The following is a 20,737-nucleotide window of genomic DNA, read 5'->3' on the forward strand; positions in this document are numbered from 1 at the left end:
TCCGCGAGGACCGCCGCCGCCCCGGCCCGCGTGCCGCCGCCGACCCCGACGTCCACCGCGGGCCGTACCGGGTCACCCACAGCTCATGGACAGAACGAATGACGCAGACGACCACCCCCTCAGCCACCCCCGTCCGCGGGCGGGACCGCCTTCCGGACGCGGCCCTGTTCGGCCTCTTCCTCAGCGGTTTCGTCGGCATCCTCACCGAGTGCCTGCCCGCCGGCCTGCTGCCGGAGATCAGCGGCACGCTGCACACGAGCGTCTCGCTCACCGGCCAGACCGTGACGATCTACGCCGCCGCCACCGCGATCGGCGCGATCCCGCTGACGCGGGCCACGTCGCACTGGCCGCGCAAGAACGTGCTGCAACTCGCGCTCGCCACCGTCGCCGTCACCAACGCCCTCACCGCCGTGTCCGGCGACTACGCGCTGACCCTGGTGATCCGCTTCGTCGCCGGCCTGGGCACCGGCCTCATCTGGCCGCTCCTCGGCGGCTACGCCGCCCGGCTCGCGCCCGAGGGACGGCAGGGCCGGGCCATCGCCATCGCCCTGGCCGGGACGCCGGTGTCCCTGGCCCTGGGCATCCCCGTGGGAACCTGGCTGGGCGGCCTCGGCGGCTGGCAGATCGCCTTCCACGCGTCCGCCGCGCTGACCGCGCTGACCATGGTGTGGATCCTGGTGACACTGCCCAACCTGGACGGCCGGCCGGCGGACGAACGGCTGAGGATCTCCCGGGTCCTGGTCATCCCCGGGCTGCGCGTCATCCTGTTCGCGCTCGCCGCGTACATGATCGCGCACAACATCCTCTACACCTACATCACCGACTTCCTCCGGCACCTGGGCATGGGCGGCCAGACGGGCTGGGTGCTGTTCGCCTTCGGCCTCACGTCCATCCTGACCGTGATCGTGGTCGGCACCCACATCGACCGCCACCTGCGCAGGCTCGTCGTGGGCAGCACCGCGCTCCTCGGGGTCGCCGTGCTCGTGCTGGCCGTGTTCTCCGGTCTGCCCGTCCTGGTCTATGCGGCCGCCGCGGCTTGGGGTCTGGCGTTCGGCAGTTCCCCGAGTCTGTTCATCGGGGCCGTGATCAACGCGACGGGGGAGGCCGCGGACGTCGCCCAGTCGATCGCCATCACGGTCTTCTCCGCGTCCATCGCGCTCGGCGGCCTCATCGGCGGCCTCCTGGTCGCGAACCTGGGCGCCGCCTCGATCACCTGGGCGTCACTGGCGCTCCTGGTCGCCGCCGCGGCGGCCGTCGTCGGGGGCAAGCGGCACGCCTTCCCCGCGGCCGCCTGACGACGCTCGGACCCCGGTCCGGGCGCAGAGAACCCCCGTGCGGTCGGCCCGGGGGTTCTCGCGGGGCCGCCTTCTCCGCTAATCGGTCGCAGCCGGTTCCGCGGCTATCGCGAGTTCGACGAGCGGGGCGTCCTTCTTCGGAAGGGTCAACTCGTGAGTGCCGTCAGCCGTGGAAAGCTCGAAGAACCCCATCCTGTTGTTGAGGGGCACCTTCTTTTCGAGCGGCACGAGCCGGAAGGGACCGTTCAGCAGGGTCTCGTTCCCGGTGCGGCGCTCCCGCCAGATCATGGGCCGACCCTGGGCGACGAACAGGCTGCCGATCTTCAGGCGCTCGATCTGCTTCCCCTTGCCCACCGAGATGAGCGCCACCCCGCCGATGGTCCTGCTCAGCGAGGCCACCTCGAAGACCTGGCCCTTCGCGAGGTCCGCGGCGTCCTTTTCCGGAGTGCGGCGCCTGACAAAGGTCAAAGCGAGGAGAAAGTCGGAGGAGTTCTTGGTGCCCGAAGCCCTGCGGGCACTCCTGGTCGTGATCACCGCGCCGATTTTGGCAGTGCGGACCCTGGTCAACAAGCCCTTCGCCGGCAGCTCCGCACACCCGTCGGGCCCGCCCACCGCGGTGGACGGGCCCGGCGGGCGCGGGGTGGGTCAGCGCACGTGGACCGTCACCGTGACGGTCTTGAGGACGGCGGGCAGCTTCGTCGTATCGACCTTCAGGATCTCGCCGCTGTCGGTCAGACCCGTGGGCGGCAGCGTCTTCTGGTGGACGGTCCACTTCCCGTCCGGGTCGACGACGATGCTGTCGATGCCGAAGTCGTCGTCGTTGGCCAGGTACAGCGTCCGGCCGCCGTCGGTGGTGGCGACGCCCTCGACCTTGTCGTGCGCGAAGAACGCGCCGGTGGGGTCGAACTGGCTGACCAGCGTGCCGACGTTGACGTACGGCTGCTTCTGCGCGACGTTGACGCCGGCGGTGGTGAGCGCGGCGAGCGCGGCGTTGGTGCCGCTCGTCCCGGCCAGCGCCTCGGGCGACTTGCCGCCGATCGTCAGACCGCTGACGTCGGTGGCGCCGTTGATGTCGACCTCGTAGAGCGACTTCTGGGCGAACGGCTCGAAGCCGCCGTCGCGCTCGTCGATGAGGAACTTCGTGGCGGACAGCGCGGTGATCTCGCTGTTGGCGGCACCCGTGCTCGCCGGGTTGTCCAGCAGGTACAGGTACTGCTTGGTCCGGTTCGTGCGCAGGTCGACCGTGATGATGCGGGTCGGCGCGACGTTCGCGGCCTTGGTGCTGCCGAGGTCCGGCTGCTGGAGCGCGGACTGCATGACGCCCACGAGGGTCGAGCCGTCCGGCGTGACCGTCAGGCCCTCCATGCCCTTGTTCTTGGCGCGGAAGGCGAGTTCGGCCGGCAGGTACCCGACGACCTTGTGGTACGCGTTGTCCGGGCTGTTCCGGTACGGGGTCAGCCGGCCCAGCTCGTAGCCGTTCCGGTCGAAGTGCGTGATGTACGGGCCGTACTCGTCGGAGACCCAGAACGTGCCGTCGGGCAGCGCCACCAAGCCCTCGGAGTCGTAGCCGTACGGGTCCCTGGCGATGGGCGTGGGCGTGCCGCCGGCCGCGTTCGTCGCGGCGACGTCGTCGATGACCTCGCTCGTGTCGTGCGGCGGACGGCCGCTGTACTTCACGCCGCCGAGGCTCTTCGGCCCCCTGAGGCTGATCTGGTCGACCAGCTCGGCCTTGCCGTCGACGAGCTTGAACTCACCGATCTCGGGCGTGAAGCCGGGCACCATCTCGGACTTGTTGCCGTCGGGGGCGTCGGCGTTCGGGCCGCGGTCGGTGAGGCCGTAGAAGTGGCCCGGCTTGCCCGGCACCGGGGCGAGCGAGGAGCCGTAGCCCTCACCGGAGAGCTCGGTGGTCGTGCCGGCGGGACCGGCGACCTGCCCGAGCGGCGCCAAGGGGGCCCCGTTCGCCCGGGCGTCCTTGAACAGCTCCACCGCGTCGGTGGTGGTGTACGTGAAGGTGTCCGTGCCCGTGAAACCGGAGTCCGGCGTGTACGTGAACGTGCCGTCCGCGGCGATCGTCACCTTGCCGTTGGACGGGGCGGTGTGCCGTACGACGGCGGTCGCGCCGGAGTCGTTGCGCAGCACATCGCCCGTCACCCTGCCGTGCCCGGAGAAGGAGTCGGCGACCGCCCCGAAGTCGTGCGAAGGGGCCCACAGCCAGCCACCGGAATGGGCCGCGGCCGTACCCGTGCCCGCCACGGCGACGGTGGCGCCGATCGCGAGGGCGAGCCGGATGCGCTTGCGAGAGAAGCGTCTTGAAGTCATACCCCTGAACCTGGCGGTATGTGGTGAACCGTGGGCCCTTCGCCGGTGAACCGATGGTTCACAAAGAACCCGCTCTTCACCAAAACGGCACGACCGGCGTACGTGTTCCCCCGGCCGGTGACCGCGGGAACACCTACGCCGGTCACTCCGTCAGATCAGCCGCATCAGCCCCCAGCCGCCCAGGAATGTGCTGCCCTGGGGGAGGTTGACGGCGGCGGCGGTGATGAACCGGGTCCCCTTGGCCACCGGCCCCGAAGCACCGCCCGGGACGACCCAGACCGCGCCCGAGTACATGTTCTCGCCGACGGCGCTCACGATCCGCCGGAGTTGCCTGTTGCCGACGCCGGTTGTCGTCGGCGCGGCAGACCGGGCCGGACACACGCCTCACGTCGCCTTGTCCCGTCGCGGCCACTGCCGCAGCCTCACGAGGGCCCGCTCCTTGCGGAGGCGGGTTGCCGAGGTCCCGCCGGGGCTCGTCATGAGCGCCGTGAGCGGGGTCCACCGGCTCCGCCCGTTGTGCGCCGTCCACCGCACGGCGGGGAAGTCCGTGATGTCCGTGACGCGCGCTCGGTCGACGGTCCGCGTACGCAGGTAGCCGCGGACCACCATCCGCGTGTGCGCGTACGTCACGTCGAGTCGGTATCCCCGCACCGCCAGGACCGCGAAGGCGATGGCGGCCGCCGTCGCCACGAGCCGTGACAGCGTGCCGCCTGCCTGCGTCGCGTACACCAGGGCGGCGACCGCCGGAACGGCCCCCAGGCCGCCGTTGGCCAGGCGGTTCGGCGTCGACAGCGATGGTTCCATGACGTTCCCCGGGTGTCCGCGTCCCCGGCGCAGCCTACCGCCGGCGTCTCATGGCGGAGCCGCAACGCGACGAGGCTCCCGTGGGCGGATGCCGTGGCCGGAGGCCGCTCGACCCACGGGAGCCTTTGTGCCACCGCCGTCAGTTGACGACGGCGATGTACTGCCAGGCGCTGTAGGTCTGGGCGTTGTACACGGTGCTGTACAGGAAGCGCACCCGCACCCGGCTCTGGTTCATGCTGCCGAGCGACGTGGTGTACGTCGCGGCGCTCTTCGAGTTGAGCTTCACGCAGCTGTCCCAGTTGACGTCCCCGAGCCACGCGCCGCGGGTCAGCGTCTGCCGCTGGATCCTGACGCACTGGCCGGGGGCGGCCGGGGCCACGTCGACGGCGAACCTCGCCGAGGACGTGTGGCGGTACACCTTGTAGGTCCGGCCCTTGTACACGGACGTCCTGAAGTAGCCGCCCGCCGAGCCTTGGATCAGCGCGCTCGTCTTCGTGCCCACGGAGACCGAGGCCGGCGTGGAGCGCGCGTCGCCGGCGAAGGTGGCCGAGAACCTGGTGCTCCGGCTGACCACGTACGTGCCGGAGATGTTGCCGTTCTTGTCGACCTTGCCGGTCCTGATGGTGACCCGCTTGCCGTTGACCGGCGTCGCGTACAGCCCGACGGTGCGCCCCGTGTAGGTCGTGCCCAGGTGGGCCGTGACCTTGGCCTTCGCCTTGTAGCCGTAGAGCGAGCGGTCGGTCTTGAGCGTGAGCTGGGACGTCTGCCGCCTCATGTTCACACTGGTGGTGGCCGTGGCGCCTCCGAGCAGGGTGCTGCCCGGGTAGGTCACCTGGACCTCGTACGTGCCCTCCGCGTGGATGTTCAACGGGACGGTGAAGTGCCCCGCGGTGTCGGTCGTCACCACCGGCGTCGCCGGCGTGGCGGACCCGCCGTTGAGGGGGTTGAGGGTCAGCCGGACGCCCAGCTTCTGGCCCTTCGGGACCGGCAGGCCGTCGGGGACGACCAGCTGTCCCGCGATGGCGACACGGTTCACCTTGCCCAGCTCGAACCTCGGCGCCTTGACCGCGAGTCGCACCAGCACCTTGTGGCGCACGAAGCGGATCACGCGGCTGCCGTCGGAGGGAAGGTGGGTGCTGTCGCCCAGGTAGGCGGCCGTGTAGGCGTAGTTGCCGGCCGGCTGCGAGTCGCTGAACGTCCACGAGGCGCCGAGGGCGTCGAGCGGGGTGGTGGCGACCGTCCCCACCACCTTGGTGGTGCCGTTCGGGTTCTTGCGGGTGATCTGCACCTTGGCCCCTGCGGGCGCGCAGTAGAGAGTGCCGCTGAGCTTCCCGGTCTGGCCGACGAAGACCTGGACCGGGGTGCCGTCGTCTCCCCACGGGGAGACCTCCGAGAAGGGGCCGTTGAAGAGGTAGGTGGTGACCGAGGGACCAGTGCCCGTGGGCGTGGCGCAGGACTTCGGGGGTTCCCAGCCGTCGGCGACGGCCGTGCCCGGAGAAGCGGACAGAATCATTCCGGCGGCGACCGCTATGCCGGTGGCGGAGGAAAGGACTCTCGCTCGCATAGGTACCTCCTTTTGAACGAGGTCTTCATTTGACCAGCACAGCGTAGTAATTGCGCCCCTTAATGGAGACCTCGCGTATTCGATGCAGGTGTCACAGTTCCATAACTGACTGAGTGTCAGTGAACGAGGGGTTGCCGACCGCCACGGACTGCCGACCGGAGGCCGAACATCCGCACGGATTGGGTGAGTTCGACCGCTCGGAGCCGGTCGGCACGCAGTGGTCCCATACCCTCTGCCGAAAGTCCCGGGAAATAAATCGCCCGGCTGTACAACCCTCGGCCGCTTTCATGAATCACATATCCAGGGCGACTGCGTGCCGGGCAGTCGGGCACGAAAAAAGGACTTCGGCGAACAGGATCGGCAGATCCCGTCCGGGCGCGCAACGCGATCACGGGTGCAAAAGGAGACGGGGCTCCCGTGGGCGGATGCCTCGGCCGGCCGCGCGACCCACGGGAGCCCCGTATCGGGGGTTGTGCGATGTGCCGTCAGGCGACCGCTGTCAGCTGACGACCGCGATGTACTGCCAGGCGCTGTAGGTCCAGGCGTTGTAGTCCGGGACGTTGTACACGCCGTCGTACAGGAAGCGCACCCGCACCCGGCTCTGGTTCATGCTTGCCAGCGGCATGCTGTAGGTGGCGGCGCTCTTGGAGTTGAGCTTCACGCAGACGTCGTGGTTGACGTCTCCGAGCCACACGCCGGCCGTCAGCGTCTGCCGCTGGACGTGGACGCACCTGCCGGGGGCGGCCGGGGCCACGTCGACGGCGAATTTCGCCGAGGACGTGTGGCGGTAGACCTTGTAGGTCTGGCCGCCGGAGACCGACGTCTTGAGGTAGCCGCTCGCCGTGCCGTGGATCAGCGCGCTCGTCTGCGTGCCCACGGCGGCCGAGGCGGGGGCGTAGCGCGCGTCGCCGGCGAAGGTGGCCGAGAACTTGGTGTTCCGGCTGACCACGTAGGTGCCGGAGAGGTTGCCGTTCTTGTCGACCTTGCCGGTCTTGATGGTGACCCGCTTGCCGCTGACCGGCGTCGCGTACAGCCCCACCGTCCGGCCGGTGTAGGTCGTGCCCAGGTGGGCCGTGACCGTGGCCTTGGCCTTGTAGCCGTAGAGCGAGCGGTCGGTCTTGACCGTGAGCTGGGGCGTGAGCCGCTTCATGTTGAGATCCGCGGTGGCCGAGGCACCCCCCAGCAGGGTGCTGCCCGGGTAGCTCACCTGGACCTGGTACGTGCCCTCCGTGCGGAGGTCCATCGCGAGGGAGAAGTGTCCCGCGGTGTCGGTCGTCACCGCGGGGGCCAGCGGCGTGCCGACCGCGCCGCTGTGGGGGTTGAGGGCCAGCCGGACGCCCAGCTTCTGGCCCTTCGGGATCGGCAGGCCGTCGGGGACGGTCAGCTGTCCCGCGACGGTGACGTGGTTCGCCTTGCCCAGCTCGAACCTCGGCGCCTTGGCCGTCAGAGTCATCGACACCTTGTGGCGCACGAAGCGCATCACGCGGTTGCCGTCCGAGGGAAGGTAGGTGTCGTCACCCAGGTAGGCGGCCGTGTAGCTGTAGTCGCCGGCGGGCTGCGAGTCGTTGAACGACCACGAGGCGCCGAGGGAGTCGACCGGGGTCGTGGTGACCGTCCCCACCACGCTGCTGGTGCCGTTCGGGTTCTTGCGGGTGATCTGCACCTTGGCGTCCGCGGGCGCGCAGTACAGATAGCCGGCGAGCGTCGCGGTCTGGCCGACGAAGGACTGGACCGGGGTGCCGTCGTCTCCCCACGGGGCGGTCTCCTGGAAGGGACCGTTGTAGAGGTACGTGGGGACCGAGGGACCGGTGCCCGTCGGTGCGGCGCAGGACTTCGGGGGATGCGTGCCGTCGGCGAAGGCCGTGCCGGGAGAAGCGGACAGAACCATTCCGGCGGCGACCGCTATGCCGGTGGCAGCGGAAAGGACTCTCGCTCGCATAGGCACCTCCTTTTCAACGAGGTCTTCATTTGACTCGCACAGCGTAGTGATCGCGCCCCATTCGCCAACCCGGATATTCGTTGCCGGTGTCACAGTTCCGTAACCGAGTGGGTTTGGGTGAACGGAAGGTTGCCCAACTGCCTCCAGGTGGTGATCGGAGTCTTGACTTCCGCTCGGAATAGGTGATTTCGACCGCTCGAAGCCGGTCGGCGCGCCTCGCGGAAGAGCTGTGGTGCAGCCACTCACGCCCTTTACCAAAAGGCGGGAGAAATAAATCGCCCGGCCGTACAACCCTGGACCGCTTTCATGAATCAGATATCCCGGACGACTGTCTGCGGGGCGGTCGGGTACGAAAAAGGGGACTCAGCGAGCAGTGTCGGCAGATCCCGTCCGGCCCCCGGGACCGCGGTGGTGGCCGCGCTGACGGGTGGTGTCGTCGCGGGATCCACCGCGTCGGTGTCGGCGGCGACGTCGTGCGCGACGAACGCCTACACCCGGCAGTTCTTCGCGAACACCGGCTTCTCGGGCGCGGCAACCTTCCCCGCGGGCGTGCTGTCGCCCTTCACCCGTGCGGTCTTCCGCTTCCACGCCGACCCGGGGACGGCGCAGGTCGCCCCCGGCGTGCTGAGCCGCTTCCTGATCGGAGGCCTCGACACGCACGGCAGGGCGAAGCCGCTCAGCACCACCCCGGTCGGCCTGTTCATGGACCGCGCCGACCCGCACTACGGCGTGCCGTACAGGGCCGATACCGCGAAGACGGTGCAGGCCTGGTACTCCACCGACAACGGCAAGAACTGGCACGGCCTGCGCGTCACCCACACCGGTTCGACCTGGTCGACCAACGTCCCGAATCCCGCCGCGGGCAAGGTCTCGCTGAGTGCGAAGGTCACGGACGTGGCGGGCAACAGCGTGCAGACCTATGCCAACCAGGCTTACGCCGTCCTCGGCTGACCCAGTGGCGGCATCGAGCCGTCAGCGGTGTTGAAGACCGTCGCGCTCTCGGCGACGGCCCGGCGAAGGCGCCGGACGGAAGGGGTGCCCCAAGACACGGGGCACCCCTTCTTCGTGCCTAGTGGCCCCGTGCTTCCCCGCGGTCCCCGCCTGATTGGATGCCTCCATGACGGATTAGTCGCAACTGAAGCACGCCTATGGATCGGCGCAAGACATCCCGGTCCTGTTCGAACGGCTCGAATGCGAGCCGAGCGAAGACGTGTGGAGCGACCTGTGGTCGCGTCTGTGCCATCAGGGCAGCGTCTACTCGGCGAGCTTCGCTGCTCTCAGCAAGCTCGCCGATGTGGGGAGCAAAGCCGGGCAGGCGGGAGACGATGCCCTGATCCTGGCCGGAGCAATCGTCGCCGCGGCGGACGGGGACACGCGTCGCGACCACATCGACGACATCGACCGCCTCCGGTCTCTCGCTCGCGAGCGCATTCGACGGCCTGCCGAGCCCGGCCCCTACATCTATCTGCTCCAGGCCGCCATGGCCCTCGACAACGTTCCGGTCTGGTCAGAAGCCCTGGAGGGCCTGGCCGACGAGACGTATGAGGTCTTCTGCCCTGAGTGCGAGATGGGCGTGTTCATCGCCATCGGCGAGGCAGGCTACTTCTCCGCCGTTGGTGACCACGAACCCGGAGACCCGGACGTGAAGCCCCTCCGTCCCGCTGAGCCGGCCGATCTGTCAGGGCCTGCGCGGCTGCTGTACGACGCGGCATGTGAGGCGGGAATCGCATCGGTCATGGTCGCCCTCACCCACCTTTTCGGCACCGGGACGTGCGGCGAGTGCGGCGCCGAGTTCGTGGTCGCGGAGCAGGTGGCCGAGCACGGCGGCGCCTGATCTGGCTCCTGTGGCGACGGGTGCCCGGACGAATTGCCGCGTGCACTCGGACTTCCGCTGTAGGCCGCGGCCAACCGACCTGTCGGGCACGTATCGGGCACGAGTGCGCCAGGAGTTCAGGCGCGCTCACCGTGGGCGGCCCGCTGCGCCGTCGCGTTCCGGGCGTGTGCCTCGCGTCGCAAACGACTTTCGTAGTCGGCGATCTGATGCCGCACGGGTCGGCTGGTAGCTGTCCGGATCAGCCGCTCGTTCTCGCGGTCCACGAGGAACGGGCCGTTGCCCCCGGGACGAGCGGGCTGACCGCTCGACAATGGACCGACGGCACCCCAGTGGACGACCCAGCCGAACGACACTGCTTGGACGCGAAGGATTCCCAGCTCGCAGTCGACGTGGCCGCGCGAGTCTTCGATCTCGGCCTGCACGAGCCGGCGGGCATCGTCTTCATCAGCACCGCTCGATGGTGACGCGGAAGCGGACCACTGCTTGAGGAGCGGCGTGGGCCGGTCCACAGCGTGACCCGCGGATTCCCGGCCTTGGACGGAGTGGGCAGCGCGTCCCTCCACGCCCCGCGATTCCCCCGGAAACCCTGCCCGTTCCGGCACGAGCGCAGCGTTAGGCTCCGCCTTCGGCTTGGAATGGGGGGCAGGGACGTCATGTGGGACGGGCCTTTTTACCGTGTGCAGCGGGACGGGTACGAGATCTGTTTCGTGCCCCACGCGGGCGAAGCGCTTGAGGATGTCTGCAACGTCGACATGTGGGTGACCTTCGCGGACGGGCTCCGGTGGTCAGGGACCATCTTCACGCTCGCGGAGGTCCAAAGGCTCATGGGCCGGTGGGCGACGACAGGGGAGGAGCTGGGAGGAAGCTTCTTCACCTGCTGGGACGGGCTCATCGTCCGTGACGCCGGCATACCGGCCATGGTGAGAGTCGTGGATCACCTGGTCCAAGCAGGCAGGTACGAGACCGTGTTCCGCTCCGTAGGCCGCGCGGACTCCGACGTGGACTGATCGCCTCGATGCGAACTCCGGGCGCGACGGTTGCCGAGGGCCGATTGGCCGGCCAGGTGGGGGGCCAGAAGACTTACCCGGTTGACTGCGGTCTGCGCGGTTGCTGTACTCCGCTGCTGTACGGCGACTTCGGAGGACCCGTGACCGCACTGCCGGCAAGCGTGGACCGCGACATCCTCGACCGCCGGATCGTCCTTGCGCTCAAGACGATCTGCGAAACGTTGGGCTGCACCATTCATGAAGCCATCGACGTGTTCGCAGTCCGGTATGAAGAGCTGCGCCGTGACCGTCCGGACGACTTCACTGTCGGGCCCGAAGAGTACGGCCGGGGCTTCTACTCCCGATCCGCGGCGTACCAGTCCGGAAGACGACGTATGCGGACGGCCGCTGACCTGACGACTCCATGACTTGTGGTCCGCGTGAGTTCCAGCAATGTCCCGCCGTACGGGCACGCAACTCAGCGTGGGAGTTCAAGGACCGTGGAGTTCGGTCTCCCACGCCTGGAACGGCGGCTCAGCCTCGTAGCCCGGGTCGCAGTAAGCACGAATCCACTGGGCGGCACGGTATTGCGCCTCTCCGTCGTTCAGCACCTCCCCGTCCTCGTCGACCTCCAGAACGTTGCCGTAGATCGCGAAGACCATCTCCAGGGCAGAGCCGTACTGGAAGAGGGCCGGCCGGTAGTCGATGCCGTCGAGCAGGTCGACGTCCAGGGTGCCATTCGCCAGGTAGAAGGCGAAGAACCGGAGTGATGCGCGCACGTCGACAGGAAGATGCCCCATCCGCACATCATGCATGTCCTCACCCGTGCGACCGGGCTGTTCTTGAATCGTCCGAGGCCTGCCCCCGGGTGCGAACCAGGGGCGTGGTGGTCGCTGAGGTCTCCCGGGCCGGCCGACCGGCCGCCTGCGTGCAGCAACGGCGGTCGTCGTTGGCCGCGTGGTGCAGGACCCTCACACCGCCAAGATCGGCACGGATCTCCCGTATTGCGCCTGTGACCGTGAATGACGGCCGCGGGTTTACGAGTTCCCTGTCGATGGCGGACCCGCCCAGCCGACGATGAGTCGACCCTTTGACCCGTGCTCGTCAGCAAGAGCCCCTGCCCGTACAGCGTTTCCTCTGCCGGATCTGAGCTGCTTGCCCGGACGGTGAACCGTGGCGAGGACGCGCTCGGCTGTCAATCGGCCTCGGTCTCGGATGCGTCGAAGCGTGAGCGGTTCTCTTGAATCTCGTCGTGATGGGTTCCGGCCCAGTCGGTCAGTGCGATCACGGCCTCGAGCAGGGTGGAGCCGAGGGGGGTGAGCGCGTACTCCACGCGCGGCGGGACTTCGGGGTGGGAGGTGCGCGTGACGAAGCCGTCGCGGCGCAGGTGACGCAGCGTGACAGTCAGCATGCGCTGTGAGATTCCCGGTACGGCGTGCTGCAGGTCGGTGTAGCGCAGAGGGCCGTTTTCCAGGGAACCGACCACCAGGACCGTCCACTTGTCGCCGGCCCGTTCCACGATCTTCCGGATGGCCTCGCCCCGTTCTGATGGCCAACGGGAACAGGGCCCCGGCAGAACGATGCCCGGCGCGTGACCTTTGGCAGCACCCATGGCGCGCCTCGCCCCCTGCTTACGCACACGCGTGTGCCTTTTGTACCGGTGACCATGCTGACCCACGATGGGACGACATACAAGCCGTGAGAAGCCTGGCCAGAGGCATGCCCAGGCAATGGCAGGTCATGAAGGACCGAGGCCGGGGTGCGTGATCATCTCAGGCGGGAACCGACACAAGAAGGAATTCGTCATGACTGACACCAGTGCATCATCTCTGATATCCGATTCCGTGGAATACGGCACCTTTCTCCCGCTGGATGTCCACTTCGACGACCTTGATCCCTACGGGATGCTGCACAATTCCCGATACACCGTGATGGTCGAACGTGCCTGGAACACATATGCATTGAGTCTGGGCTTCGGAGCACCCGACGAGGCTGTGCCGACGTTCTACGTCGTGAAGGCGGTCTCCATCGTGTTCGACCTTCCCTTGACCGGCGCCGGGGCAATCGCTGTCCACCTCTGGACGGAGCGGGTGGGACGTACATCGGCGTCGATCGGCTTCCGCGTATGCAGTCGTGATGGCAGCAGCACGTACGCACATGGGACGCGGACCATCGTGAACGTCAGCGGGGAGACGATGCGACCCACCGAGTGGTCCGAGAGCCATCGAGCGGGTTTCGAGCGAATCCAGGGCCCTGAAGCCTGAAGACACCCACCCGACGAAGTCCGAGGCCGGTGAGTGGGACGCCGCGCTGCCGGCCTTCCTCCGCACGGAGCTGCGACGCCACCTCGACTGGTACGCCGAGAAGGGCGCCGATGGTCCGCGAGCGGCGTGCGGCGGCAGATGACACGGCATCTGGCACGGATCCGGCACGAGACACTTGATCCGGTCCGGACAACAAAGAAGCCCCGGGCGGTTCGCCTGGGGCTTTCTGCTGGAGCGGGTGACGGGAATCGAACCCGCGCTCTGAGCTTGGGAAGCTCATGTTCTACCATTAAACTACACCCGCGTAAGACACCTGTTGAGGCATCTGACCTCGCACACTGTACCCCATGCCCGGCCCCGGACGCATACGCTCCGGGGCCGTCGTGTTGCAGGGCCGGGCTCGGCGGGAGGCGGCCGGACGGCGGCCAGGGCCGCGCCGGGGGCCCGGGTGGGAGTGTGGTGAAGGGGGTGTGGAGGGGCGTTTCACGGAGTGGCGAAGTGTGCGCGGCGGAGGCGATCAGGCGTACGGTGTGGGCCGGTTGGGCCGGGCCGGGGTGGGCGGAGTGCCGTGCGGGGCAGGGATGGGTTCATCCCCTAATGTGGCTTTCGTCGTTGAGGTACCGGGGAGAAGGGGAGCGATGGATCGCACCGTCGTTCGTTGTGCCGGAGGGCACGTTTTCAGCACCGCCACGCTGCCGATGCAGCACTTGGAAGCGGGACGGCTGGGCCCGGGTCGGTTGATCAGGTGCCCGCAGTGCGCGCGCATGCGGAGTGTGGTGCCGGTGTCGGTGGCGGCCGGTCCTGCCGAGGGCGAGAAGTAGGCAGGCCGGACGCGTTCCGGGGCCCGTGGTCGATTCGGACATGGGCCCCATCGCCGCGTAATCTGCTGGTGTGCTGCTCTCAGACAAGGACATCCGGACCGAGATCGACAACGGACGGGTCAGGGTCGACCCGTTCGAGCCGACCATGGTCCAGCCGTCGAGCATCGATGTCCGGCTCGACCGATTCTTCAGGGTGTTCGAGAACCACCGGTACCCGCACATCGATCCGGCCGTCGAGCAGCCGGACCTGACGCGGCTGGTGGAGCCGGAGGGCGACGACGCGTTCATCCTCCACCCCGGCGAATTCGTGCTGGCGTCCACGTACGAAGTGATCTCGCTGCCGGACGACATCGCCTCCCGCCTGGAGGGCAAGTCCAGCCTCGGCCGCCTGGGGCTGCTGACGCACTCGACGGCGGGCTTCATCGACCCCGGTTTCTCGGGTCATGTGACCCTGGAGCTGTCGAACGTCGCGACGCTGCCGATCAAGCTGTGGCCGGGGATGAAGATCGGGCAGCTCTGCCTGTTCCGGCTGACGTCGGCGGCGGAGTTCCCGTACGGGTCGGACAAGCACGGGTCGCGCTACCAGGGGCAGCGGGGCCCGACGCCCTCGCGGTCCTACCTCAACTTCCACCGGACGCAGGTGTGAGCGAATGACCGGATCCGCACGGGAGAACCTGACCTACGAGGCCTTCGGCGACGCCGTGCGCGAGCTGGCGCAGACCATCGCCGACGACGGCTTCGAGCCCGACATAGTGCTGTCGATCGCCCGCGGCGGAGTCTTCGTGGCCGGCGGCCTGGCGTATGCGCTGGACTGCAAGAACATCCACCTGGTCAACGTGGAGTTCTACACCGGGGTGGGCACCACGCTGGAGATGCCGGTCATGCTGGCGCCCGTGCCGAACGTGATCGACTTCTCCGACAAGAAGGTGCTGATCGCGGACGACGTCGCCGACACGGGCAAGACGCTGAAGCTGGTCCACGACTTCTGCGTCGGCCATGTCGCCGAGGTGCGCAGCGCGGTGATCTACGAGAAGCCGCAGTCGCTCGTGAAGTGCGACTACGTGTGGCGCCGCACCGATGACTGGATCAACTTCCCGTGGAGCGTTCTGCCTCCGGTACGTAAGCCGGGGGAGCCGATCACGCCCTCGAAGGATGCCCTCTAGAGGTGGGCCAGGGGCCCCCGGCCCGCCCTGGCCACGAGCGGGCGGACCGGGATGTACCCGGGAGCGCTTGGCGTTACGGCCGATCGGCTACTTGGGGTGCTGCCCGTCGTGGTGGCAGTCCTTGTTGCGTGTGATCGTCGTGGGGTCGGTGGCGCTGTGCGTGGTGGTGTCACCGCCTCCGGTGACGGTGGAGGTGTTCGTGATCCGGTGGTGTGTGTCGCAGCCGCAGGAGACATCGACTTCGAGGGTGATGGGCGGGTAGCTGGCGCCTGCCGCCAGGGCGTCGCTGCGGGTGCAGGTGAGGGTGGCCAGGACGCAGTTCCATCCGGTGCCGGTGATGCTGCGGGCGGTCAGCCCTGGCGGGAGGGTGTCCTGCACGGTGACGGCGCTGCCGTCGGTCGGGCCGGATCCGGTGTTGCCGACGGTGATGGTGTAGGTGCCCGGCCGGCCTTGGGTGAAGTTCCCCGTGTGGGTCTTCGTGATGGCCAGGGCAGGGGTGGGCACGGTGTACGAGATGATCACTTGGCCGTTGCTGTTCGCCGCGCCGATCGTGGACAGCGCATAGCTGGTGCCGGTGCCCGTCGGGTCGGCGAAACTGCTGCCCCCACCGCCTCCGCCTCCACCCGCCGAGATGCCGGTGTTGTTGACGGAGGCGCTGCCGCCGCCTCCGCCGGCGAAGTACCCGCCCCCGCCGCCCCCACCGGAACCGGTCTGGGTGAGGGCGCAACCGCTGCCGATGCTGCCCCCGGTGCCGCCGGTACCGACCGTGGCACCGGAGAACCCGCCCCCCGGCCCCCCGTTCGTGGCCGCGCAGGGCGGAGCGCTGCCCGCGGCCCCGCCGATACCCCCGGTACTGGTCGTGGTGTTGCCACCGGCTCCGCCCTGCCCCGGTGAAGCCCCGGGGCCGACGGCACTTCCCGCGGTGCCGCCGGTGGCATCCGGCGTTGTCCCGCCGTTGCCTCCGTTTCCCCCGGTGGAGCCCGCACCGGTGCCCCCGGAGGCGCCGCCGCCCCCGGCGACCACCAGCAGGGAGCCGCCCGTGGTGACGCTGGACGCCCCACCTCCGCCCGGACCTTCGTTCTGGAAACCAGTGGTCGGGAAGCTCCCGCCCGGCGCGCCGCCGTTGAACCCGCCGGCGCCCCCCGACCCGGTGCCGTTGCAGCCCTTGCCGCCGGTACCGCCGACGTTGATGGTGAAGGTCGTCGGTGCGATGGTCTGCGGGAGGGTGGTGACGACCCGCGCCGCGGACCCGCCGGTCCCTGTGACGGAGCAGGGGGTGCCGCTGTTGTCGGCGCCTCCGGCGCCGTCGGCGGTGATGGTGACAACCGCGTTCGCCGGGACGTTGAGGCTCTGCGGGGCTCCGGTGAAGCTGAAGGTGAAGGACGGGTCGATCGCTCGTGCGGGCACCGGGGTGGTCGCGGGCCTTGCCGCCGTTGGTGCGGCGGTCGCGGGGATCAGCGTGGTACCGGACAGCGCCACGCACAGTCCTGCCACGGCCCCTGCCTGCCGCCACTGCCGACGAGGGCCGACGCCTATTCGGGCTTGACCTCGTCCGATCCGCCCCTCAAAAGGGGGGTGATGCGGGGCACGATGCTTGATCACCGATGTCTCCTGACTTCCTGACTGTGAGGGGCCCTTCTTCGCCGTGCCGCAGCCCGGCGAGGCACCGTCGGTGATCACTCATTGTTATCCGAATTGCATCAACGTGCACGATGAGTAGCGCTTCATGTCCGACGGCACCGCGCTTCCCCGCGGGGTGCGCACGGGTCGCCCGCCTACCCCGAGGCCGGTGCCGGCCCCGGCACCGTCAGGACGCGGGGAAGGCCATGGGTACCTACCGACAGGCCGTTGTGGACCTGGATGCCTCAGCGGAGGAGGCGGTGGCGTGGGGCGAGCGTGGCAGGGAGGCCCTGATCCCGATCTGCCAAGCCAGTAGGGCAGTTTGAACTGCGGATACGACGCGGCTCCGACTACCGTCATGAAGTCGACGACGCCTGGGAGCTCTCTGTTTTCCGAGCCGAACACGGAAGGCTGACCCCGCTCGCCGCGCCGCCGTCCACAGGCTGTGGGCGACGGCCCCGGCACGGCGGGGCCGGGACGCAAAGGTCCTGCGGACGTGTTCCCGCGGCCGCGCCCATCGGGCACTATCGGGCGGCATGCGCTCCGATGACTGGCAGATCGCGGAAGACATCGACGACTTTCTCGCCCGGGCCGGGGGCTTCCTGCGTTCGCGGCCCGGCCTGCACACCACGATGCTCAGCACGACCGAGAGGCTGCGCACCCGCGCCTCGGAGGTGCCGGACGCCCAGGGCGCCGTCCTCGGCCTGCTGGAGGACGCGGGCGGGGTCCGCGCGGCGTACTACCGCCTCCCGGCCCGCGGCCTCGGCGTGACCTCGCTGACGCCCGCGCAGGCCGACACCCTCGCCGCCCACCTGGTGTCCCAGGGGCAGTCACTGCCCTGGGTCAGCGCGGACGAGGGCACTGCCGGCGCGTTCGCCGAGGCGTGGCGGCGGCACACCGGCGCGGCGCCCGCGCTCCGCAACCGGCTGTTCCTGTACCGCCTGGGCACGCTCACCCCGCCGGAGCCGTTCCCGGCGGGCCGGGGCCGGCTCGTGGGCGAGCAGGAGCGCGGACAACTCATGCGCTGGTGCGCGGAGTTCGCCGCGGACGTGCGGGAGGACGTCACCATCGACGCGGCTTCCTGGGCCGGTACGCGCTTCGCCGAGAAGCGCTACACGTTCTGGGAGACCCCGGACGGCACGCCCGTCTCGATGGCCGGCGCGAACCCGCTGGCCGGAGGCCAGATCCGGGTGGACCCCGTCTACACCCCGGCCGCTGTGCGCGGTCGCGGCTACGCGGGCGCCGTGACGGCCGAGGTGAGCCGGGCCGCGCTGGCAGCGGGCGCCGAGGAGGTCGTGCTCTACACCGACCCGGCCAACCGCACCAGCAACGCCCTCTACCGGCGCATCGGGTACGAGCTGCTCACCGCATGGGCGGTGTACGACTTCGCGGGTACCGCCTGAAACACGCGGACGGGCGGCCACCCCGAGAGGCGGCCGCCCGTCCGTGCGCGGGTTCCGGGTCAGATCACCGGCAGCTTGAAGAGCACCAGCAGCGCGATCAGCTGGATGGACGCCGCGCCCAGCGCCTTCGGCCAGGGCAGGTCGTGGGACTTGCTCAGCATGGACGTCATCAGCGCGGCGCAGCCGATCCAGGTGGCCCAGCCCAGGACCTGGACGAACATGTTGGCGCTGCCGAGGAAGATCGCGAAGACCAGGCGCGGGGCGTCGGTGATCGACGTGATCAGCATCGCGAGCCCGACGGTGGGCGCCCAGGCGCCGTCGCCGCCGAGCTGGCGGGCGAGGGCGTTGGTGACGGCGCCGAGCATCACGCCGCTGAGGATGACCGCGACGGCGGTGCTGAGCACCCAGGGGATGCTGGTGGAGAGGTTGGCGTCGATCACGTCCTCGCGGGCGGTGTCGAAGCCGAAGACGGCGAGCAGCCCGTAGACGAACGTGACGGTGAGCGCGGGCGCCCACACCTGGTAGTCGCGCATCTGCCAGAAGGTGGCCGACGGGCGCATCACGATGCCGCTGAGCAGCTGCTTCCAGGGCAGCCGCGGGCCCGACGGGGGCGCGGTGGTCTGGCCGGCGCGGTAGGTCGAGATGTTGTCGGGGTGCTCCGTCCCCTGCGGGTCGTAGGCGTCCGGGTCGTCGCCGATGGAGAAGGTGCGGGTGTGCCCGGGGTTGTCGTCGTACGACTGCTGCTGTGCGGGCGAGCCGAAGTACTCGGGCTCGCCGTCGGCGGCCGGCGAGAACCCGTACTGGGGCGGCTGCGGGCCGCCCGGCCGCGTGTTCTGCTGAGGGTGTCCGCCGTACTGCTGATGCGGGTGCTGCACGTCCCCGTCCCGTCCGCGTCCGTAGTCGAATCCAGCCACGTCCTCGAACGTACCCGGTCCGGCCGACGAAGGGCGGGGCCCTGCGCCCGCGGAGGGGCATTGCGGCCAAGCTGTGACAGACGCCGGAGGGCGGCCGGAGGCGCCCGAGGGGCGGTTTTTTCACGAGCGGGGGTGCGACGGCTTAGCGTTCGGTGGCAACGTGATCCGAAGGGACGGGAACCGCCGATGGCCATCAGGGTTGTACCGAACGCAGCACGCCCCCGCGTGCGTCATGCCGCGCGGGTCTGCGCCCGCGTCGCGGCCGGGGCGGCCGCCGCCGGGCTGCTGACCCTCTCCCTGTCGGCGTGCGGTCTGCTGACGACCGATTCCGGCGGCTCCCCGGCGTCCTCGGCCTCGCCGGCGGACGCCGCCTCCCAGGCCTCCGCGGCCGGTGTGCCGACCGCGCCCGACCCCAAGGTGCTGGCCGGGCTGCCGGCCCGCATGGAGGCCGACGGCACGACGATCACCGTCGGCGACCCGGCGGCGCCGAAGACCGTCCACATCTACGAGGACCCGCGCTGCCCGGTGTGCCAGGCCTTCGAGAAGGCGGCGGGACCGCAGTTGGCGGCGCTCGCGGCGGACGGCCGCATCAAGCTCCAGTACACGCTGGCCTCGTTCCTCGACGAGAAGCTGGGCGGCGAGGGCTCCCGGCGGGCCGGGAACGCCCTGCGTGCCTCCGTCGACGCGGGCAAGGGCGCCTTCGCGACGTACCACGAGACGCTCTACGCCCACCAGCCCGACGAGAGCGAGGACGGTTTCACCGACGCGTACCTGCTGGAGCTCGCCGGCGGGGTCGACGGGCTGCGCGGCGCCGCCTTCGACCAGGCGGTGGGCAAGTGGGCCCACAAGGACTTCGTCACCGCCTCCGAGGACGCGTTCATCAAGAGCGGTGCCACGGGCACCCCGTACGTGAAGATCGACGGCGAGGCGGTGCCCCAGGAGGACCTCCAGAAGCTGTTCGACCCGGCGTCGTTCGCGGCGCTGCTGCGGCAGGCCGGGATCGGCGGCTGACAGCCGGCCCCGCGCCACAACGCCGGTGGGCGCGTACGGACTTCCGTACGCGCCCACCGGCGTTGTGGCGTGCGGGGTTACGCCGCGGGCTCGGGCTCCGGCTCCACGGCCGTCTCCTGGGCGCCGTCCGGGTCGAGCGGGGTCTTGACGGACTCCAGCAGCAACTGGGAGACGTCGACGACCTGGAGCGACTCCTTGGCCTTGCCCTCGTTCTTCCGGCCGTTGACGGAGTCGGAGAGCATCACCAGGCAGAACGGGCAGGCGGTGGAGACGATGTCCGGGTTGAGGGACAGTGCCTCGTCCACGCGCTCATTGTTGATGCGCTTGCCGATCCGCTCCTCCATCCACATGCGGGCGCCGCCGGCGCCGCAGCAGAAACCGCGCTCCTTGTGCCGGTGCATCTCCTCGTTCCGCAGACCCGGCACCTTGGCGATGATTTCGCGCGGCGGTGTGTAGACCTTGTTGTGGCGGCCCAGGTAGCAGGGGTCGTGGTAGGTGATGATGCCCTCGACCGGGGTGACGGGGACGAGCTTGCCCTCGTCGACCAGGTGCTGGAGCAACTGGGTGTGGTGGATGACCTCGTACTCGCCGCCGAGCTGCGGGTACTCGTTCGCCAGGGTGTTGAAGCAGTGCGGGCAGGTCGCGACGATCTTCTTCTTCGAGGCGGGGAGCTTGGTGCTCTCGTCCTCATCATCCTCGCCGAAAGCCATGTTCAGCATGGCCACGTTCTCCGAGCCCAGCTGCTGGAAGAGGAACTCGTTGCCCAGGCGGCGGGCGGAGTCGCCGGTGCAGTTCTCCTC

At 69.4% G+C, this 20,737-nt stretch carries 22 protein-coding genes and 1 tRNA gene; 10 read left to right on the forward strand and 13 right to left on the reverse strand.

Annotation, left to right across the window (positions count from 1 at the left end; all coding sequences use genetic code 11):
- The first annotated feature begins 98 nt into the window (after window positions 1-98).
- Complete coding sequence (locus ACIP64_RS21015) at window positions 99-1,295, forward strand: MFS transporter (protein ID WP_401588793.1); 1,197 nt, start codon at window positions 99-101, stop codon at window positions 1,293-1,295.
- Window positions 1,296-1,373: 78 nt separating this feature from the next.
- Here the strand turns inward: ACIP64_RS21015 and ACIP64_RS21020 are convergent, their stop codons facing one another.
- The 6 genes from ACIP64_RS21020 to ACIP64_RS21045 all read right to left on the reverse strand — a co-directional run bounded on the left by ACIP64_RS21020 (window position 1,374) and on the right by ACIP64_RS21045 (window position 7,921).
- Window positions 1,374-1,829 carry a hypothetical protein gene (locus tag ACIP64_RS21020; RefSeq protein WP_401588796.1) on the reverse strand — a complete coding sequence of 152 codons (456 nt, stop codon included), beginning with the start codon at window positions 1,827-1,829 and terminating at the stop codon, window positions 1,374-1,376.
- Window positions 1,830-1,940: 111 nt separating this feature from the next.
- The gene (locus ACIP64_RS21025) at window positions 1,941-3,614 is read right to left on the reverse strand and encodes an esterase-like activity of phytase family protein (protein ID WP_401588799.1); all 1,674 of its coding nucleotides are present in this window, start codon (window positions 3,612-3,614) and stop codon (window positions 1,941-1,943) included.
- Window positions 3,615-3,764: 150 nt separating this feature from the next.
- Window positions 3,765-3,929, reverse strand: coding sequence for a hypothetical protein (locus ACIP64_RS21030; protein WP_401588801.1), 165 nt, complete (start codon window positions 3,927-3,929; stop codon window positions 3,765-3,767).
- A gap of 69 nt (window positions 3,930-3,998) precedes the next feature.
- Entirely contained in the window at window positions 3,999-4,418 is a 420-nt protein-coding gene (locus tag ACIP64_RS21035) for a hypothetical protein (protein ID WP_401588804.1), read from the reverse strand.
- A gap of 139 nt (window positions 4,419-4,557) precedes the next feature.
- Window positions 4,558-5,982, reverse strand: a complete 1,425-nt coding sequence (locus ACIP64_RS21040; protein WP_401588806.1) for a hypothetical protein — start codon at window positions 5,980-5,982, stop codon at window positions 4,558-4,560.
- Between the two features lie 499 nt (window positions 5,983-6,481).
- Window positions 6,482-7,921, reverse strand: coding sequence for a hypothetical protein (locus ACIP64_RS21045; protein ID WP_401588809.1), 1,440 nt, complete (start codon window positions 7,919-7,921; stop codon window positions 6,482-6,484).
- Between the two features lie 411 nt (window positions 7,922-8,332).
- Between ACIP64_RS21045 and ACIP64_RS21050 the strand changes: the two genes are divergently transcribed.
- Both ACIP64_RS21050 and ACIP64_RS21055 read left to right on the forward strand, forming a co-directional pair.
- Window positions 8,333-8,872: a hypothetical protein gene (locus ACIP64_RS21050; RefSeq protein WP_401588812.1), complete on the forward strand. Its 540-nt coding sequence runs from the start codon at window positions 8,333-8,335 to the stop codon at window positions 8,870-8,872.
- A 259-nt stretch (window positions 8,873-9,131) separates the two neighbouring features.
- Complete coding sequence (locus ACIP64_RS21055) at window positions 9,132-9,755, forward strand: hypothetical protein (protein WP_401588815.1); 624 nt, start codon at window positions 9,132-9,134, stop codon at window positions 9,753-9,755.
- A 116-nt stretch (window positions 9,756-9,871) separates the two neighbouring features.
- Here ACIP64_RS21055 and ACIP64_RS21060 read toward each other — a convergent pair whose 3' ends face one another.
- Complete coding sequence (locus tag ACIP64_RS21060; RefSeq protein ID WP_401588817.1) at window positions 9,872-10,264, reverse strand: hypothetical protein; 393 nt, start codon at window positions 10,262-10,264, stop codon at window positions 9,872-9,874.
- 144 nt (window positions 10,265-10,408) lie between these two features.
- Here ACIP64_RS21060 and ACIP64_RS21065 point away from each other — a divergent pair, with 144 nt between their 5' ends.
- Window positions 10,409-10,762 carry a hypothetical protein gene (locus tag ACIP64_RS21065; protein ID WP_401588820.1) on the forward strand — a complete coding sequence of 118 codons (354 nt, stop codon included), beginning with the start codon at window positions 10,409-10,411 and terminating at the stop codon, window positions 10,760-10,762.
- A gap of 140 nt (window positions 10,763-10,902) precedes the next feature.
- On the forward strand, window positions 10,903-11,169 hold the full coding sequence (locus ACIP64_RS21070; RefSeq protein ID WP_401588823.1) for a hypothetical protein: 267 nt from the start codon (window positions 10,903-10,905) through the stop codon (window positions 11,167-11,169).
- 63 nt (window positions 11,170-11,232) lie between these two features.
- Here ACIP64_RS21070 and ACIP64_RS21075 read toward each other — a convergent pair whose 3' ends face one another.
- Together ACIP64_RS21075 and ACIP64_RS21080 are read right to left on the reverse strand one after the other, a co-directional pair.
- Window positions 11,233-11,520: a hypothetical protein gene (locus ACIP64_RS21075; RefSeq protein WP_401588826.1), complete on the reverse strand. Its 288-nt coding sequence runs from the start codon at window positions 11,518-11,520 to the stop codon at window positions 11,233-11,235.
- Window positions 11,521-11,936: 416 nt separating this feature from the next.
- Entirely contained in the window at window positions 11,937-12,353 is a 417-nt protein-coding gene (locus ACIP64_RS21080) for a winged helix-turn-helix transcriptional regulator (protein ID WP_401588829.1), read from the reverse strand.
- 193 nt (window positions 12,354-12,546) lie between these two features.
- Here ACIP64_RS21080 and ACIP64_RS21085 point away from each other — a divergent pair, with 193 nt between their 5' ends.
- Window positions 12,547-13,005 carry an acyl-CoA thioesterase gene (locus ACIP64_RS21085; RefSeq protein WP_401588832.1) on the forward strand — a complete coding sequence of 153 codons (459 nt, stop codon included), beginning with the start codon at window positions 12,547-12,549 and terminating at the stop codon, window positions 13,003-13,005.
- A 230-nt stretch (window positions 13,006-13,235) separates the two neighbouring features.
- Here the strand turns inward: ACIP64_RS21085 and ACIP64_RS21090 are convergent.
- Window positions 13,236-13,309: transfer RNA gene (locus tag ACIP64_RS21090), tRNA-Gly, on the reverse strand.
- Between the two features lie 587 nt (window positions 13,310-13,896).
- On the opposite strand from ACIP64_RS21090, the gene dcd reads away from it, so the two are divergent.
- Window positions 13,897-14,472: a dCTP deaminase gene (dcd, locus tag ACIP64_RS21095; protein WP_319660220.1), complete on the forward strand. Its 576-nt coding sequence runs from the start codon at window positions 13,897-13,899 to the stop codon at window positions 14,470-14,472.
- A gap of 4 nt (window positions 14,473-14,476) precedes the next feature.
- Window positions 14,477-14,989, forward strand: a complete 513-nt coding sequence (locus ACIP64_RS21100) for a phosphoribosyltransferase (protein WP_401588835.1) — start codon at window positions 14,477-14,479, stop codon at window positions 14,987-14,989.
- 87 nt (window positions 14,990-15,076) lie between these two features.
- Here the strand turns inward: ACIP64_RS21100 and ACIP64_RS21105 are convergent, their stop codons facing one another.
- Window positions 15,077-16,468: a hypothetical protein gene (locus ACIP64_RS21105; protein WP_401588838.1), complete on the reverse strand. Its 1,392-nt coding sequence runs from the start codon at window positions 16,466-16,468 to the stop codon at window positions 15,077-15,079.
- 677 nt (window positions 16,469-17,145) lie between these two features.
- Here ACIP64_RS21105 and ACIP64_RS21110 point away from each other — a divergent pair.
- A complete protein-coding gene (locus tag ACIP64_RS21110) occupies window positions 17,146-18,012 on the forward strand; it encodes a GNAT family N-acetyltransferase (RefSeq protein WP_401588841.1) in 867 nt (288 codons plus the stop codon).
- A 59-nt stretch (window positions 18,013-18,071) separates the two neighbouring features.
- Here ACIP64_RS21110 and ACIP64_RS21115 read toward each other — a convergent pair whose 3' ends face one another.
- Complete coding sequence (locus ACIP64_RS21115; protein ID WP_401588844.1) at window positions 18,072-18,926, reverse strand: Yip1 family protein; 855 nt, start codon at window positions 18,924-18,926, stop codon at window positions 18,072-18,074.
- Window positions 18,927-19,151: 225 nt separating this feature from the next.
- Here ACIP64_RS21115 and ACIP64_RS21120 point away from each other — a divergent pair, with 225 nt between their 5' ends.
- A complete protein-coding gene (locus tag ACIP64_RS21120) occupies window positions 19,152-19,937 on the forward strand; it encodes a thioredoxin domain-containing protein (RefSeq protein ID WP_401588847.1) in 786 nt (261 codons plus the stop codon).
- 77 nt (window positions 19,938-20,014) lie between these two features.
- On the opposite strand, the gene ACIP64_RS21125 is transcribed toward ACIP64_RS21120, so the two are convergent.
- Window positions 20,015-20,737 (reverse strand): (Fe-S)-binding protein (locus ACIP64_RS21125; RefSeq protein WP_401588850.1); only part of this gene is annotated, 723 nt, incomplete at its 5' end.

The organism is Streptomyces sp. NPDC088733 (assembly GCF_044751185.1).
GTDB lineage: Bacteria > Actinomycetota > Actinomycetes > Streptomycetales > Streptomycetaceae > Actinacidiphila.